The sequence below is a fragment of the Streptomyces sp. NBC_01317 genome (assembly GCF_035961655.1).
GTDB lineage: Bacteria > Actinomycetota > Actinomycetes > Streptomycetales > Streptomycetaceae > Streptomyces.
Genome location: NZ_CP108393.1, coordinates 5372559 through 5384775 on the forward strand (window position 1 = coordinate 5372559; position 12217 = coordinate 5384775).

At 70.6% G+C, this 12217-nt stretch carries 18 protein-coding genes, 1 tRNA gene and 1 pseudogene; 14 read left to right on the forward strand and 6 right to left on the reverse strand.

The window, feature by feature from the left end; genetic code table 11:
- Nucleotides 1-25 precede the first annotated feature (25 nt).
- The 6 genes from OG349_RS23260 (at nucleotide 26) to OG349_RS23285 (ending at nucleotide 4519) form a co-directional block, all read left to right on the forward strand.
- The gene (locus OG349_RS23260) at nucleotides 26-1036 is read left to right on the forward strand and encodes an ABC transporter substrate-binding protein (protein WP_327238684.1); all 1011 of its coding nucleotides are present in this window, start codon (nucleotides 26-28) and stop codon (nucleotides 1034-1036) included.
- A 6-nt stretch (nucleotides 1037-1042) separates the two neighbouring features.
- A complete protein-coding gene (locus OG349_RS23265) occupies nucleotides 1043-2083 on the forward strand; it encodes a FecCD family ABC transporter permease (RefSeq protein ID WP_327236441.1) in 1041 nt (346 codons plus the stop codon).
- 22 nt (nucleotides 2084-2105) lie between these two features.
- Complete coding sequence (locus OG349_RS23270; RefSeq protein ID WP_327236442.1) at nucleotides 2106-2882, forward strand: ABC transporter ATP-binding protein; 777 nt, start codon at nucleotides 2106-2108, stop codon at nucleotides 2880-2882.
- A gap of 69 nt (nucleotides 2883-2951) precedes the next feature.
- Nucleotides 2952-3080: a putative leader peptide gene (locus OG349_RS23275; RefSeq protein ID WP_327236443.1), complete on the forward strand. Its 129-nt coding sequence runs from the start codon at nucleotides 2952-2954 to the stop codon at nucleotides 3078-3080.
- A gap of 186 nt (nucleotides 3081-3266) precedes the next feature.
- Complete coding sequence (locus tag OG349_RS23280; protein ID WP_327236444.1) at nucleotides 3267-3569, forward strand: MoaD/ThiS family protein; 303 nt, start codon at nucleotides 3267-3269, stop codon at nucleotides 3567-3569.
- Nucleotides 3569-4519 (forward strand): PLP-dependent cysteine synthase family protein, encoded by a 951-nt coding sequence (locus OG349_RS23285; protein WP_327236445.1) that lies wholly within the window; start codon nucleotides 3569-3571, stop codon nucleotides 4517-4519. Before OG349_RS23280 ends, OG349_RS23285 begins: the two co-directional genes overlap by 1 nt.
- Before the next feature lie 131 nt (nucleotides 4520-4650).
- Here the strand turns inward: OG349_RS23285 and OG349_RS23290 are convergent, their stop codons facing one another.
- On the reverse strand, nucleotides 4651-5121 hold the full coding sequence (locus OG349_RS23290) for a type II toxin-antitoxin system PemK/MazF family toxin (protein ID WP_327236446.1): 471 nt from the start codon (nucleotides 5119-5121) through the stop codon (nucleotides 4651-4653).
- Between the two features lie 177 nt (nucleotides 5122-5298).
- On the opposite strand from OG349_RS23290, the gene OG349_RS23295 reads away from it, so the two are divergent.
- On the forward strand, nucleotides 5299-6051 hold the full coding sequence (locus OG349_RS23295; RefSeq protein ID WP_327236447.1) for an MBL fold metallo-hydrolase: 753 nt from the start codon (nucleotides 5299-5301) through the stop codon (nucleotides 6049-6051).
- Nucleotides 6052-6150: 99 nt separating this feature from the next.
- Here OG349_RS23295 and OG349_RS34875 read toward each other — a convergent pair.
- Nucleotides 6151-6291 (reverse strand): annotated as a pseudogene (locus OG349_RS34875) (PTS transporter subunit EIIC); the annotation flags it as partial.
- 155 nt (nucleotides 6292-6446) lie between these two features.
- On the opposite strand from OG349_RS34875, the gene OG349_RS23305 reads away from it, so the two are divergent.
- From OG349_RS23305 to rdgB, 4 genes are all read left to right on the forward strand, one after another.
- A complete protein-coding gene (locus OG349_RS23305; RefSeq protein ID WP_327236448.1) occupies nucleotides 6447-6680 on the forward strand; it encodes a PTS glucose/sucrose transporter subunit IIB in 234 nt (77 codons plus the stop codon).
- A gap of 109 nt (nucleotides 6681-6789) precedes the next feature.
- A complete protein-coding gene (gene rph, locus OG349_RS23310) occupies nucleotides 6790-7527 on the forward strand; it encodes a ribonuclease PH (protein WP_327236449.1) in 738 nt (245 codons plus the stop codon).
- A 141-nt stretch (nucleotides 7528-7668) separates the two neighbouring features.
- The gene (locus OG349_RS23315) at nucleotides 7669-8055 is read left to right on the forward strand and encodes a hypothetical protein (RefSeq protein WP_327236450.1); all 387 of its coding nucleotides are present in this window, start codon (nucleotides 7669-7671) and stop codon (nucleotides 8053-8055) included.
- Nucleotides 8056-8087: 32 nt separating this feature from the next.
- Entirely contained in the window at nucleotides 8088-8690 is a 603-nt protein-coding gene (rdgB, locus tag OG349_RS23320) for an RdgB/HAM1 family non-canonical purine NTP pyrophosphatase (protein WP_327236451.1), read from the forward strand.
- Nucleotides 8691-8748: 58 nt separating this feature from the next.
- Here rdgB and OG349_RS23325 read toward each other — a convergent pair.
- The 3 genes from OG349_RS23325 to OG349_RS23335 form a co-directional block, all read right to left on the reverse strand.
- Nucleotides 8749-8832: transfer RNA gene (locus tag OG349_RS23325), tRNA-Leu, on the reverse strand.
- Between the two features lie 53 nt (nucleotides 8833-8885).
- On the reverse strand, nucleotides 8886-9551 hold the full coding sequence (locus OG349_RS23330) for an HNH endonuclease (RefSeq protein ID WP_327236452.1): 666 nt from the start codon (nucleotides 9549-9551) through the stop codon (nucleotides 8886-8888).
- A complete protein-coding gene (locus OG349_RS23335; RefSeq protein ID WP_327236453.1) occupies nucleotides 9548-10201 on the reverse strand; it encodes an HNH endonuclease signature motif containing protein in 654 nt (217 codons plus the stop codon). Before OG349_RS23335 ends, OG349_RS23330 begins: the two co-directional genes overlap by 4 nt.
- A 132-nt stretch (nucleotides 10202-10333) precedes the next feature.
- Here OG349_RS23335 and OG349_RS23340 point away from each other — a divergent pair, with 132 nt between their 5' ends.
- Nucleotides 10334-10711 (forward strand): FAD-dependent monooxygenase, encoded by a 378-nt coding sequence (locus OG349_RS23340; protein ID WP_442806298.1) that lies wholly within the window; start codon nucleotides 10334-10336, stop codon nucleotides 10709-10711.
- On the opposite strand, the gene bcp is transcribed toward OG349_RS23340, so the two are convergent.
- Nucleotides 10692-11159, reverse strand: a complete 468-nt coding sequence (bcp, locus tag OG349_RS23345) for a thioredoxin-dependent thiol peroxidase (protein WP_327236454.1) — start codon at nucleotides 11157-11159, stop codon at nucleotides 10692-10694. The two genes, OG349_RS23340 and bcp, sit on opposite strands and share 20 nt — an antisense overlap.
- Before the next feature lie 227 nt (nucleotides 11160-11386).
- Here bcp and OG349_RS23350 point away from each other — a divergent pair, with 227 nt between their 5' ends.
- Together OG349_RS23350 and OG349_RS23355 are read left to right on the forward strand one after the other, a co-directional pair.
- Nucleotides 11387-11707, forward strand: a complete 321-nt coding sequence (locus OG349_RS23350; RefSeq protein WP_327236455.1) for a DUF3618 domain-containing protein — start codon at nucleotides 11387-11389, stop codon at nucleotides 11705-11707.
- Nucleotides 11708-11783: 76 nt separating this feature from the next.
- The gene (locus OG349_RS23355) at nucleotides 11784-12122 is read left to right on the forward strand and encodes a GroES family chaperonin (protein WP_327236456.1); all 339 of its coding nucleotides are present in this window, start codon (nucleotides 11784-11786) and stop codon (nucleotides 12120-12122) included.
- The last annotated feature ends 95 nt before the right edge of the window (nucleotides 12123-12217 follow it).

The following is a 12217-nucleotide window of genomic DNA, read 5'->3' on the forward strand; positions in this document are numbered from 1 at the left end:
TGGAGGAGGCCCAGCCGTGCATGTCATTCCCCGGCGCCGCCGCGCGCTCATAGCCGTCGCCCTGTCCGCCGCCCTCCTCCCGCTCGCCGCCTGCGGAGGCGGTACGGACGGCACGGACACGAAGGACGCGACCGGCGCGAAGCCCGCCGCCGGCGCCCCCCAGGGCTTCCCGTACACCGTCACCAACTGCGGGGTGACCACCACCTACCAGGCCCCGCCGAAGCGGGTGGTCACCATGAACCAGCACGCCACCGAGGTCATGCTGGCCCTCGGCCTCCAGAAGTCCCTGGTCGGCACCGCCTACCTGGACGACAAGATCCTCCCCGCCTATGCCAAGGCCTACGCGGACGTCCCGGTCCTCGCCAAGGAGTACCCCTCCAAGGAGAAACTCCTCGCCGCCGACCCCGACTTCGTCTACGGCGGCTACTCCAGCGCCTTCGACGCCGGGGACGGCCGCGCCCGCGACGCGCTCAAGAGCTCCGGCGTCGACACCCGGCTCAACCTGGAGAACTGCACCCGGGGCAAGACCACCCTGGACGACGTCTACCAGGAAGTACGGGAGGTCGGCCGCACCTTCGGCGTCCCCGACCGCGCCGAGAAGTGGATCGCCCACGCCCGCACCACCGTCGCCGACACCGCCGAGAAGCTCAAGGCCGTCGAGCCGCTCTCCGTCTTCGTCTACGACAGCGGCGACAAGACCGCCTTCACCGCCGGCGGCAAGGGCATCGGCAACGAACTGATCACCCGCGCCGGCGGCCGCAACGTCTTCGCCGACCTCGACAAGTCCTTCGGCGACGCCACCTGGGAACAGGTCGTCGCCCGCAAGCCCCAGACCGTCGTCATCTACGACTACGGCTCCACCACCGTCGCCCAGAAGGAGAAGCGCCTCCTGGACGACCCCGTCCTCCAGGACGTCCCGGCGATCAAGAACAAACGATTCGCCGTCATGCCCCTCTCCGAGGTCGTCCTCGGCGTCCGCGCCCCCGGCGCCCTCGCGGAACTCGCCGCGCAACTCCACCCCGAGACCGTGAAGTAAGACCCGGTGAGCACCACCACCCCGCCCGCCCCCGGGCGGATACGCCACACCCTCGTGCTGACCGGCCTCGCCGCCGCACTCGCCGCCGTTGTCGTCGCGGCCCTCGCCCTCGGTTCCGTCCGCATCCCGCCCGGTCAGGTCGTCGCCGCCCTGGCCGGGCGGGCCGACCCCAGCCCCTTCCGTACGATCGTGCTCGACGTACGGCTGCCGCGCGTCCTCCTCGGCGCGGTGGTCGGCGCCGGGCTCGCCGTCGTCGGGACCGTCCTCCAGGCACTCGTACGCAACCGGCTCGCCGACCCCTTCCTCCTCGGCATCTCCTCCGGCGCGTCCACCGGAGCCGTCCTGGTCCTCGTCCTCGGCATCGGCGGCGGTGTCACCACCACCGTCGCCATGCCCGCCGCCGCCTTCGCCGGCTCCCTCGTCGCGCTCGTCCTCGTCTACGGACTCGCGCGGCGCGGCGGCGAACTGACCGGCGGCCGGCTCGTCCTCGCCGGCGTCACCGTCTCGTACATCCTCACCGCCCTCACCACCCTCGTCCTGGTCGTCTCCGCCCGCCCCGAGCACTTCCAAGAAGCCCTCTACTGGTCGATGGGCGGCCTCGGCAGCGCCCGCTGGTCCACCCTCCTGCTGCCCGGCGTCGTCCTCACCCTCGGCACCGCCCTCCTCATGGCACTCGCCCGGCCGCTCGACCTGCTCCTCCTCGGCGAGGAGGGCGCGACCGCCCTCGGCCTGGACGCCGCCCGCTTCCGCGCCGCCGTCTTCGTCCTCGCCTCCCTGGTCACCGGCGTCATGGTCGCCGCCAGCGGCGCCGTCGGCTTCATCGGGCTGCTCGTCCCGCACGCCGCCCGGATGGCCGTCGGCGCCACCCACCGCGTCCTGCTGCCCGTCGCCGCGCTCGGCGGGGCCGTCGTCCTCGTCGCCGCCGACCTCGCGGCCCGTACCGTCGCCGCGCCGCAGGACCTCCCCGTCGGCGTGCTCACGGCGCTCACCGGCGGCCCGTTCTTCCTCTGGCTGATGCGCCGCCGCCCCGAAGGAGCCCCCGTATGACGAGTCCGGAAGGAGCACCCGTATGACCGCCTCGCTGTCCCTCGAAGGACTGTCGTACGAGACGGGCGGACGCCTCCTCGTCGACCGCGCCGACCTCACCGCCGTGCCCGGCGAGACCGTCGGACTCGTCGGCCCCAACGGCAGCGGCAAGACCACCCTGCTGCGGTGTGTGTACGGGACCCTGCGGCCCAGCCACGGACACGCCCTGCTCGACGGGCGCGACCTGCACACGATGACCCCCAAGGAACGGGCCCGCCGGATCGCCACCGTCCCGCAGGACGGCGGGACCGAGTTCGAACTCACCGTCAGGGAGGTCGTCGCCATGGGCCGCTCCCCGCACAAACGGTTCTGGGAGGCCGACACCGCCGCCGACACCACCCTCGCCGACGAGGCCCTCGCACGGGTCGGGATCGCCGGCCTCGCGCCGCGCGCCTTCCCCACCCTGTCCGGCGGCGAACGCCAGCGCGCCCTCGTCGCCCGCGCCCTGGTCCAGCGGCCGGCGCTGCTCGTCCTGGACGAGCCGACCAACCACCTCGACATCAGCTACCAGCTCGGCATCCTCACCCTGATCAAAAAGGCGGGGACCACCAACCTCCTCGCCCTGCACGATCTCAACCTCGCCGCCCACTACTGCGACCGGATCTACGTCCTCCGGGCCGGCCGGATCGTCGCGTCCGGCACTCCGCACGACGTCCTCACCCCCGCACTCCTCGACACGGTCTACGGAGTGAAAGCCGAGGTCAGCGAGCATCCGGTGACCGGCAGACCCCTGGTGGTCTACCTGCCGCCGTCCACCTGACGAACACCTTTCGTCCGTCGCGCGAGACGGCCTATCCGGATGCGAAGCGGGAATCGATACGATGACCGCATGGTTCTTCCCGACGTGAGCGACAAGACGCCGAGCACCCCGCTGCTGCTCGTGGCGCGGCTGCACGTCGACCTGTGCCGCCTCGCGAGCGCCATCTGTACCGACGCGTGTCCTGACGCGGTCGGCTGAGCCCGGACGCACCGTTCGCCCCGGACGGAACAAGAGCCTCCGTCAGGCCCGTTCGCCGTCGGCGTCCCTAGCGCAGCACCGCCGCACCACCCCCTCCGTGCGGGGGCGCGAGCCGCGCGCCCATACTTCTCCCGCCCGGCCCGTTTTCCCCGCCCGTCCCGCCGCACCCGACAAGGAGCCCACGTCATGGCCATCGAGGTCCGCATCCCGACCATCCTCCGCACCTACACCGACGGAGCGAAGGCCGTCCAGGGCACCGGCGACACCCTCTCGGACCTGTTCGCCGACCTCGACACCCGCCACGCCGGCATCCGCGAGCGGCTCATCGACCCGGCCGCGGGCAACCAGCTCCGCCGCTTCGTCAACGTCTACCTGAACGACGAGGACGTCCGCTTCCTGGACGGCATCTCCACGACCCTCTCCGACGGCGACAGCGTCACCATCCTCCCCGCGGTCGCGGGCGGCGCTCCCGAGACGCACACGGCCTGATGCGCTACGAATCCCCGCTGGCGGCGGTCGGCAACACCCCTCTCGTACGGCTTCCCCGGCTGTCGCCCTCGGACGACGTCCGGATCTGGGCCAAGCTGGAGGACCGCAACCCGACCGGCTCCGTCAAGGACCGGCCCGCCCTGCACATGGTCGAGCAGGCCGAGAAGGACGGACGGCTCACCCCCGGCTGCACGATCCTGGAGCCCACCAGCGGCAACACCGGCATCTCGCTGGCGATGGCGGCCAAGCTCAAGGGCTACCGCATCGTCTGCGTCATGCCGGAGAACACCTCACGGGAGCGGCGCGACCTGCTCACCATGTGGGGCGCGGAGATCATCCCGTCCCCGGCGGCGGGCGGCTCCAACACGGCCGTGAAGGTCGCGAAGGAACTGGCGGAGAAGAACCCGGACTGGGTGATGCTCTACCAGTACGGCAACCCCGACAACGCGGGCGCCCACTACGCCACCACCGGTCCCGAGATCCTCGCCGACCTGCCGTCCGTCACCCACTTCGTGGCCGGCCTCGGCACGACGGGCACGCTGATGGGCGTCGGCCGGTTCCTGCGCGAGCACAGGCCCGACATCAAGATCGTCGCGGCCGAGCCGCGCTACGACGACGTCGTCTACGGGCTGCGGAACCTGGACGAGGGCTTCGTACCGGAGCTGTACGACGCGTCCGTCCTCACCACGCGCTTCTCCGTCGGCTCGGCCGACGCGGTGACCCGTACCCGTGAACTCCTCCAGCAGGAGGGGATCTTCGCCGGCGTCTCCACCGGCGCCGCGCTCCACGCGGCGATCGGCGTCGGCAAGAAGGCGGTCAAGGCGGGCGAGAGCGCGGACATCGTGTTCGTCGTGGCGGACGGCGGCTGGAAGTACCTGTCGACCGGCGTGTACACGGCGGCCACGACGGAAGAGGCGATCGAGACGCTGCACGGCCAGCTGTGGGCGTGACGGGAGCGGAACCGAGCCCGTCCCGGCACCCGTCGAGCCCGTCCGGCGATTGAGGACACCACGCGGCCGAAGGCCGTGTGCCCCACGCGCGCCCCCACGGGCACCCGCCCCCGCACGCGAACCCGCGCCCGTCACCCCGCCAGATCCCGCACCCGCTCCCACAACGCCGGATCCACCCGCGACGCCCGCCGCCGGAAGTCCTTGAGCCGTACGCTCCTCAGCTCACCCGTCTCCAGGTAGCTCCGGCGGCCCTGCGCGTCGCCCACCGTGTCCGGCGGCAGCAGGATGACCCCCGGGCCGTCGTGCTGCTTCGTCGTGATCTTCACGACCCGCGCGCTGTTCCCCCGGACCGACAGGACCAGACACGGCCGGTCCTTCGACCCGGGGCCGTCCTCGAACGGCACGTTGGCCCACCAGATCTCCCCCGGGACGGGCCGCCCCGTCCGCTTCGGCGCACGGGCGGGACGCCCCGGCGGCCTGGTCCTCCCGCTCGGGCGGGTCCTGCCACCCGGGCGGGGGCTGCGCCCCCAGCCGTCCACCACCGAGGCGACCAGCGCGAGCGCCACCACGACGACCAGAACGATCCACCACGTCGTATTCATGACGCCGAAGGTATCGCCCCGCCGAAGGTATCGCGCCGAACCGGCGATCCATCCGAACCGGTGACAGAGCAGGTGAGTTCGCCCACAGACGACCGGTGTGGAGGAGCGACCGGCCCTTTCGCGCCTTACGCTCGAAGACCGAACGACCCCCGTCCACGCAACGGAGGTTCACGCTCCATGAAGCTCACCGTCGTCGGCTGCTCGGGCTCCTTTCCCTCGGTGGGATCGGCCTGCTCCAGCTACCTCGTAGAGGCCGACGGCTTCCGGTTGCTCCTCGACATGGGCAACGGCGCCCTGGGCGAGTTGCAACGCCATGTCGGTCTGTACGACCTCGACGCCATCTTCCTCAGCCATCTCCACGCGGACCACTGCATAGACATGTGCGGGTATTTTGTCGCCCGCTACTACCGCTTCGACGGCGGGCGCTGCGGCGCCCTGCCGGTGTACGGCCCCGAAGGCACCGAACAGCGGCTCACCACGGCTTACGCGGACACCCCGACGGACAAGTCCATGAGCGAGGTCTTCGACTTCCAGACGCTCAAGCCGGGCTCCTTCGACATCGGCCCCTTCCAGGTACGTACGGAGAAGGTCGCGCACCCCGTCGACACCTTCGGCGTACGGATCGAGCACGACGGCCGCTCGCTCACCTACTCGGGAGACACCGGCGTGTGCGAACCGCTGGTCGAGCTGGCCGAGGACACGGACCTGTTCCTGTGCGAGGCGGCGTTCACGTACGGCAAGGAAGACATCCCCGGCCTGCACCTCAACGGCCGCGAGGCCGGCGCCCACGCCGCCCGCGCCCGGGCGCGGCGGCTGGTGCTCACCCACATCCCGCCGTGGACGGACGCCGAGCGGAACCTGGCCGACGCGCGCGCGGTGTACGACGGTCCGGCCGAACTGGCCGTACCAGGAGCGGTGTACGAGCTCTGACGTCTGCCGTCTGACGCCTTACATCTCCCGTCTGACGGCGCGTCGAAGCCCCCGTCCCTCCGAGGAGAGGCGGGGGCTTCACCGTGTTGTCCTCCACGCCTTCGTGAGGTCGTCGTGGACCACCGCACCGGACGCGCTCGTGAAGTCACCGAGCTGGAAGCACGCCACCGTGTTCACGAACTGGTGCATGCCGGCGGGGATGATCGGGACGAGCCGGCGTCCGTTGAAGAAGCCGAACAGGGGAGACGGCGGCGTCGGCTCGAACCACAGCGCGCGAGCCGTGTGGTCCGCACCACTCAGTGATGGGCCGGTCGCCCGCCCGCGAAGAGGGGGCAACTGTGCGTTACCGTGACAAAACGTTACTGTGACAAAACGCTCTAGAGCTGGAGAAAGACATGGCCACCAAGGCTGAGAAGATCGTCGCCGGGCTCGGCGGGCTCGGGAACATCGAAGAGGTCGAGGGCCGCGTCACCCGCCTCCGTACCGAGGTCGTGGACCCCTCCCTCGTGGACGAGAAGGCGCTCAAGGCCGCCGGGGCCCACGGTGTCGTCAAGATGGGCACGGCGGTCCAGGTGGTCATCGGCACGGACGCGGACCCCGTCGCGGCGGACATCGAAGACATGATGTGACGGCGGCCTGACTCGAAGACATGATGTGACGGCGGCCTGACCGCCCGCCGGGGCCCGTACGCGCACCACCGGAACGGGTCCCTCACCCATCCCCGCTAGGCTCATGGCCATGTCTCGCATCGACGGCCGCACCCCCGAACAGCTCCGTCCCGTCACCATCGAACGCGGATGGAGCAAGCACGCCGAGGGCTCCGTCCTCGTCTCCTTCGGCGACACCAAAGTCCTCTGCACCGCCTCCTTCACCGAAGGCGTCCCCCGCTGGCGCAAGGGCAGCGGGGAAGGCTGGGTCACCGGCGAGTACTCGATGCTGCCCCGCGCCACCAACACCCGCGGCGACCGGGAATCCGTACGCGGCAAGATCGGCGGCCGTACCCACGAGATCAGCCGGCTCATCGGCCGCTCGCTGCGCGCCGTGATCGACTACAAGGCGCTCGGCGAGAACACCATCGTCCTCGACTGTGACGTCCTCCAGGCCGACGGCGGCACCCGCACCGCCGCCATCACGGGCGCGTACGTGGCCCTCGCCGACGCCGTCGCGTGGGCCCAGGGCAAGAAGATCGTGAAGGCGGGACGCAAGCCGCTCGTCGGTACGGTCGCGGCGGTCAGCGTCGGCATCGTGGACGGCACACCGCTGCTCGACCTGCGGTACGAGGAGGACGTCCGGGCGGACACCGACATGAACGTCGTCTGCACCGGCGACGGCCGCTTCGTGGAGATCCAGGGCACGGCGGAGGCGGAGCCGTTCGACCGCAAGGAACTCAACACGCTCCTCGACCTCGCGACGGCCGGCTGCGCGGACCTCGCGACGATCCAGCGGGCGGCGCTGGAGGGGACGCTCGGCGGCTGACGGATCCGGCCACCGGGTAAAGGCGCAACCAAGGATCACCCCCAGGCGTCTTTACGCGCACGGGCGTACGGGCCGAACCGTACGCCCGTCCGCGCACGACTTTCCTCGCTCCACTTTTCATCATCCCCGGGGGGATCCGAGATGGGCCCGCGCCACCGCCGTACCGCACTCGCCGCAGCAGCCACGATGCTCACCCTGAGCGCGGTGGCCGGATGCGGCGCCCTCGACAAGGCGGTGGACTGCGTCCAGACCGCCGAGGCCATCAGCGACAGCGTCGGCAACCTCCAGCAGGCGATATCCGACGCCGGCGACGACCCGCTGAAGATCGACGACGCGCTCAGCGGCATCGACAGCGAACTCGACAACCTCAACGACAAGACGGACAACGCCGACCTGAGCAAGGCGGTCGACCAGCTGTCCGACGGCGTGAACAACGTCCGTACGGCGGTCAAGGACGGCGACAACAGCCCCGACCTCACGCCGATCACGAACGCGGCGACGGAGATAGGCAAGATCTGCACTCCGTGAGGCGCGCCGACGCTCAAGGCGATACTGAGAGCATGACGCGCCTGATCCTCGCCACCCGCAACGCCGGGAAACTCACCGAACTCAAAGCCATCCTCGCCGACGCGGGCCTGCCCCACGACCTCGTCGGCGCGGACGCCTACCCCGACATCCCGGACGTCAAGGAAACCGGCGTCACCTTCGCCGAGAACGCCCTGCTCAAGGCCCACGCCCTGGCCGACGCCACGGGCCTCCCGGCGGTCGCCGACGACTCCGGCCTGTGCGTGGACGTCCTGGGCGGCGCGCCCGGCATCTTCTCGGCCCGCTGGTCGGGCACCCACGGCGACGACCCCGCGAACCTGGCCCTGCTCCTGGCCCAGCTCTCCGACATCGCACCCCCGCACCGCACGGCCCACTTCGCGTGCGCGGCGGCCCTGGCGTTGCCCGACGGCACGGAACGTGTGGTGGAAGGCCGCCTCCTGGGCACCCTCCGCACCACCCCGTCGGGCACGAACGGCTTCGGCTACGACCCGATCCTCCAGCCGGAGGGCGAAACGAGGACGTGCGCGGAGCTGTCCCCCCAGGAGAAGAACGCGATCAGCCACCGGGGGAAGGCGTTCCGGGCGCTGGTACCGGTGGTGCGGGAGCTGCTGGCCTGAGGCCGGAGGGACAAAAACGGCCTGCGCATCGATCCTTCGATGCGCAGGCCGTTTGCCGTGCGGCGGAAGGGATTCGAACCCTCAAGCCCTTTCACAGGCCACAGATCCTAAGTCTGCCGCGTCGCCGTTGCGCCACCGCCGCTAGCCGCCTGCCATCGTACCGGGCAGGCGGCTGAGCTGGATCCAAGCGGTCCTCTAGGGCGTACGGCTCCGAGTGCCTCCCCGGCACCACGTGGGGGTGACGGCGTGGCAGTTGGGACACAGGAGTCGGAGGTTGTCCCGGCGGTCGTCGCTCCAGTCACCGTTGATGTGGTCGACCTCCAGGGTCATCGGCTTGCCCCGCCAGACCGGCCCCGTCCCGCATTCGGCGCACAGTTGGGGAACTCCCACCGCGTACAGGGCCCGGCGGAGTTGAACGGCGCGGGCCCGCTGCGGCCCGCTGTGCTTGACGAGTACGTCTTCGGGGGGTCTGGCCTGTGTTCTGCCGGGCTTCCCGCGTTGATGCGCCTGGCCCAGGAAGTGGGCCGTCGAGATGCCTTCGTCGCTCGTCCACCGCCTCAGCAGGGCTCGTTGCCTGCCGTTGTCCGGCCGGCCCAGCCGCCGCAGGGCCTCGGCCATGGAGAGGGACGGGGCGACGGCTTCCCTCAGCGCCTCGCCCGAGGGGCGCGGCCCCCGCCTGCGGGCACTGGTGGGACGGAAATGCGAGATGTCGATTCCGAAGTGGGCGAAGCGCCGGGTCAGATACCGCCGCAGGTGCTCGTAGGGGCGTGTCCCCAGTAAGGCGATCACCTCATCGATGTCGTGGCATCGCGCGGCCGCCTCGGCCAGCCTCCGGTGTGTATAGCGCTGGACCTGGCTCATCGGCTCTCCGCCCGCTGCTTGCTCCGGCGGTAGGTGTCCGTCGTCGAGTGGCAGTTGGGGCACAGGATCCGCAGATTCTCGATGCGGTTGTCGCGCCAGTGCCCGTTGATGTGATCGACCTCAAGGGGGAGGGGGCAACCGCGCCAGGTGGAACCGCAGCCGCAGAGTGCGCACTTCTCCTCCCGCCCCAGATCGACCATCGCCCGCTTGAGGCGCGAGCTGGGCGTGCGGCGGGCGTGGGCCTCGTCCGTGACGACCAGGATCTCCTCGGCCGATCGGCGATTCCGGTTCATGCGCATCCGCGCGGTGCGCACCTGCGGCGTGAAGTGGGAGGTGTCGATGCCCAGAGATTTCACCCGGCGGCTGATGTGCGTGTGCTGCCCGCCGACCACCTCGACCCCCAGGTGTCGCAGCACCTCGCACATGCTGGTCGACGCCGCGACGGCCGATTCGAGCGTCTGGCGGGACCAGCGGAGTCCTTCGCGCTCGAAGTGTGAGGTCTCGACGCCCAGTTCCTTCATCCGCTCGGCTATGTACCGCCGTTTCGCCGGTTTCCGGTCCACCCCTAACTTCGTCAGCGCTTCCGACATCGTCCTCGACGAGCTCGCCGCCTCCGCGAGGCGTTCTCGTGTGTATGGGCTCGCTGGCATGGATTTCGTTCCTCCGCTCAGTGTTTGCGTTCGTTCTCCGTACGGGACAACGAACCGGATATCGGTTGGTTACGTCCGATAACCGGAACGGAGGTTGCCTCTTTGGGCGGGAGCCCACGACCGGGAAGCGCGGTGACGCGCTGGTCGCGCGGGAGGGTCGTCCTGCTGGGCGACGCCGGGTACTGCGCGTCACCGCTGTCCGGCCAGGGCGCCGGCCTGGCCCTGGTCGGCGCCCATGTACTGGCCGAGGAGCTGGGCCGGGCGGAGGAAGGGGACGGCGGCCACGAGGGCGCCTTCTCCCGGTACGAGGACCGGATGCGGCCCTTCGTCACGCTCAACCAGGCCCTGGCCAGCGAGAACCCCGGCGCGGCCCCGCCTCCGAGGAGTTTGTTGTCCGTGTCAAGAACGCGATCTCGCTCCAGGGCGCACGCGAACCGGGATCCCTCGGAGGAGGGATCCCGGTCGCAGAGGTTGTTCAGGGGGTCACGCCCTAGAGGCCCAGGTCCTTGATGATCTTGGCCACATGGCCTGTCGCCCGGACGTTGTAGAGCGCCTGCTCCACCTTGCCGTCCTCGTCCACGATGATCGTCGACCGGATCACGCCGGTCACGGTCTTGCCGTACATCGTCTTCTCGCCGAAGGCGCCGTACGCCCCCAGGACGGCCTTCTCGGGGTCGCCGACCAGCGTCACCCGGAGGTTCTCCTTGTCCCGGAACTTCGCCAGCTTCTCCGGCTTGTCCGGCGACACGCCGATGACGTCGTAACCGGCGCCGGCCAGCAGGTCGAGGTTGTCGGTGAAGTCGCACGCCTGCTTGGTGCAGCCGGGGGTCATGGCGGCCGGGTAGAAGTAGACGATGACCTTGCGGCCCTTGTGGTCACCGAGGGAGACGTCGTTGCCGTCCGCGTCGGGCAGGGTGAAGGCGGGGGCGGTGTCGCCGGGCTGAAGTCGCTCGCTCATGGTTCTGGTTCTCCTCGGTGGAGGTGGGGGTATCGCCCGATCTCGGGGTACACGCGGTCAGGCGCACCGAGGTCCCGGGCGTACGGAGGTACGTTGCCGAGGGTAATGCGGCCGGGCCCGATAGGGGGTGCCGCCGGGTGCGCGGGCCGCTGAACTGACAGACTGTCGAGCGGTACGGACAGAAGTACTGACGAAGGATTACCGGACACGACGACGGAGGCAGCGCGGTGTCGGATTCCAGGACCCCGGCGCAGATCGAGGCGGACATCGTCCGCCGGCGCGGGCAGCTCGCCGAGACGCTCGACGAGATCGGGGTGCGGGTGCACCCGAAGACGATCGTCGGCGACGCGAAGGCCAAGGTGGCCTCCAGTGTGGACCAGACGGCCGGACGGGCGTTCGTCGCCGTGAACAGGGCGGTCGCGGGTCTGCGGGCGCAGTTCGTCGGCATGGACGGCGCTCCGCGCCTGGAGCGGGTGGTGCCGGTGGCGCTGCTCGCGGTGGGGGTCGTGGGGCTGTACGCGATGTCGGCGCGCCGCCGCCGCGGCTGACCTGACCGGGAGGGGCGCGGCGGCCGCCGCGCCCCTGTGGCGGGTGGGCCCCGCGCGGGCAGGTAGGTTCTGGGGCGTGAGTGAGAACACCGACGACAAGCTGCCCATCCGCATGCTCCACGACCGGGTCCTGGTGAGCACGGACATCGCGGAGGGCGAGCGGCGTTCCTCCGGCGGCATCCTGATTCCCGCGACGGCGGCGGTCGGCCGGCGGCTGGCCTGGGCCGAGGTGGTCGCGGTGGGGCAGAGCGTACGGACGGTGAAGCCGGGGGACCGGGTGCTGTACGACCCCGAGGACCGTGGCGAGGTCGAGGTGCGCGGGGTGGCGTACGTCCTGATGCGGGAGCGCGACCTGCACGCGGTGGCGGCGGACCGCTTCGAGGGCTCCGACGACTCGACCGGGCTGTATCTCTGACCCGGACGGGCTGTATCCGTAACGACGGGCTGTATCTCTGACCCGGACGAGCTGTGTCCGTAACCCGGACAGCTCCGACAGCCCCCGGGGAGGGG

Bases quoted from the DNA above. Each gene is read 5' to 3' on its own strand.
- OG349_RS23270 (WP_327236442.1), top strand. From the start codon at position 2,106: ATGACCGCCTCGCTGTCCCTCGAAGGACTGTCGTACGAGACGGGCGGA.
- OG349_RS23275 (WP_327236443.1), top strand. From the start codon at position 2,952: ATGGTTCTTCCCGACGTGAGCGACAAGACGCCGAGCACCCCGCTGCTG.
- OG349_RS23280 (WP_327236444.1), top strand. From the start codon at position 3,267: ATGGCCATCGAGGTCCGCATCCCGACCATCCTCCGCACCTACACCGAC.
- OG349_RS23285 (WP_327236445.1), top strand. From the start codon at position 3,569: ATGCGCTACGAATCCCCGCTGGCGGCGGTCGGCAACACCCCTCTCGTA.
- OG349_RS23290 (WP_327236446.1), bottom strand. From the start codon at position 5,121: ATGAATACGACGTGGTGGATCGTTCTGGTCGTCGTGGTGGCGCTCGCG.
- OG349_RS23295 (WP_327236447.1), top strand. From the start codon at position 5,299: ATGAAGCTCACCGTCGTCGGCTGCTCGGGCTCCTTTCCCTCGGTGGGA.
- OG349_RS23305 (WP_327236448.1), top strand. From the start codon at position 6,447: ATGGCCACCAAGGCTGAGAAGATCGTCGCCGGGCTCGGCGGGCTCGGG.
- rph (WP_327236449.1), top strand. From the start codon at position 6,790: ATGTCTCGCATCGACGGCCGCACCCCCGAACAGCTCCGTCCCGTCACC.
- OG349_RS23315 (WP_327236450.1), top strand. From the start codon at position 7,669: ATGGGCCCGCGCCACCGCCGTACCGCACTCGCCGCAGCAGCCACGATG.
- rdgB (WP_327236451.1), top strand. From the start codon at position 8,088: ATGACGCGCCTGATCCTCGCCACCCGCAACGCCGGGAAACTCACCGAA.
- OG349_RS23330 (WP_327236452.1), bottom strand. From the start codon at position 9,551: ATGAGCCAGGTCCAGCGCTATACACACCGGAGGCTGGCCGAGGCGGCC.
- OG349_RS23335 (WP_327236453.1), bottom strand. From the start codon at position 10,201: ATGCCAGCGAGCCCATACACACGAGAACGCCTCGCGGAGGCGGCGAGC.
- bcp (WP_327236454.1), bottom strand. From the start codon at position 11,159: ATGAGCGAGCGACTTCAGCCCGGCGACACCGCCCCCGCCTTCACCCTG.